Raw genomic sequence first — 1,669 nt, 5'->3', positions numbered from 1 at the left:
CGGCGACCTCGGAGGCCTCCGCGGCGTTCGTGGCGATCTCCCGGATCGACGCGCCCATCTCCTCGGCACCGGCGGCCACGGTCTGCACGTTGCGGGTGACCTCCTCGGCGGCGGAGGAGACCACTCCGGACTGCGCGCTGGTCTCCTCGGCCGAGGCCGAGATCTGCGCCGACGACGCCGACAGCTCCTCCGAGCTCGCCGCGACGGCGTCGGCGGAGGCGACCACCGACGACATCACCGCGCCCAGCTCCACGACGGCCGCGTCCAGCGCCTGGCCCATCCGGCCCAGCTCGTCGCTGGTGTCCAGGCCGCTGCGCACGGTCAGGTCGCCGCGCGAGAGCGCCGCCGTCACCAGGCCGACGCGCGCGGCCTGGCGGGCGATGCCGGTCGCGATCCACAGGCCCAGGCCGGCGGCGAGGGCGATGCCCGCGATCATGAGGACGAGAGCGAGGGTGCGCTGGGACTCGTAGTGGGACCGGGTGTCGGCCGCGGCCTGCTGGGCCTCGGCGTCCTCCGCCGAGCGCAGGCCGGCGATCTGCTCCTCGACGGCGGTGACGAGCGGCGCGCCCTCGGAGGCGTTGCTGCTGATCCAGCTGTCGAAGTCCCCGGCCTGGACGTAGGGGACCAGGACGTTCTCCTGGAAGTCCACGTAGGCGGCCATGCCGGCGTCGACGGAGTCGAGCACGGCCAGCCTGTCGGACGTGGTGGTCTCCGCCCGGTAGGCCTGGGACGCGGCGGTGAAGGCGGCCTCGAGCTCGTCGATCCGGGCCATCGCCGCTGCCGGGTCGGCGCCGACGACGGTGTCGCGGATGTTGACGCGCATGTCGGCGACGAGGCCGTCCATGTCAGCGGCCGCGGCCACGCCCTGCAGGTTGTCGTCGTAGAGCGCGTCCGCCGCGTCGGCGGCGGAGCCGAGCGCCTGCAGCCCCATGAAGCCGACCACGCCGGTCACGACGGCGGAGACCGCCACGGTCCCGAGCACCTTCGTCTTCACGCTGCGGTCGCCCCACCAGCGCGGGCCGGACTGCGCGGCGCCGGGGGGAGCCGGGGGGGTCATGGAGTGGGTCATCGCGGTCTCCTGGAGGTGCGGTGATTACGGGATCGGACCGCGGGCGGAGGCCGCGTTCGCGAGAAGAATGGGGTGCGAAGGGCCGCCGACAATGCATCCCGGCGGCGTGTCGGAAATGATTCGTACGTTCCGGTCACCGCACTGACGAGACGGCTTGTCGACATTATCGCGAATGGCCGGCCGACCATTCTCCGCTCGGTCGACACGGCGACTCGGGAATGGTCGGCGAGCAGGTCGGCGCACCCCTCGGACGCAGAGAAGCGCCCGGCCGAATCGGCCGGGCGCTCCCTGTGCGGTCCCCTGGGGGCGGGTTGCTCAGTAGCTGAAGCGGCCCACCGCCGTGCGCAGCCCGGCGGCCATCCGGGAGAGCTCGTCGACCGCGGTCCGCGTCTGGGTCAGCGCCTGGGTGGTCGAGTCCGCGGCCGAGGAGACGCCGGTGATGTTGTCGGCGATCTGCCCGGAACCCTGCGCGGCCTCCTGGACCGAGCGGCTCATCTCGTTGGTGGTGGCGGTCTGCTCCTCCACCGCGCTGGCGATGGTGGTCTGCCGGTCGGAGATTTGGGCGACGATCTGGGAGATCTCCCCGATCGCCGCGACCGC

Annotated in this window: 1 protein-coding gene and 1 pseudogene; both read right to left on the bottom strand. The window is 73.0% G+C overall.

Annotation, left to right across the window (positions count from 1 at the left end; all coding sequences use genetic code 11):
• Positions 1–1,069: MCP four helix bundle domain-containing protein (locus BMY88_RS23140; RefSeq protein ID WP_139220573.1), on the bottom strand; the 1,069-nt coding region annotated here is incomplete at its 3' end.
• A 315-nt stretch (positions 1,070–1,384) separates the two neighbouring features.
• Positions 1,385–1,669 (bottom strand): annotated as a pseudogene (locus tag BMY88_RS23135) (methyl-accepting chemotaxis protein); the annotation flags it as partial.

This window comes from Trujillonella endophytica (assembly GCF_900110555.1).
GTDB classification, from domain to species: domain Bacteria; phylum Actinomycetota; class Actinomycetes; order Mycobacteriales; family Geodermatophilaceae; genus Trujillonella; species Trujillonella endophytica.
The sequence above is the reverse complement of the archived record's forward strand: the minus strand, read 5'-3'. Positions and strand labels throughout refer to the sequence as shown.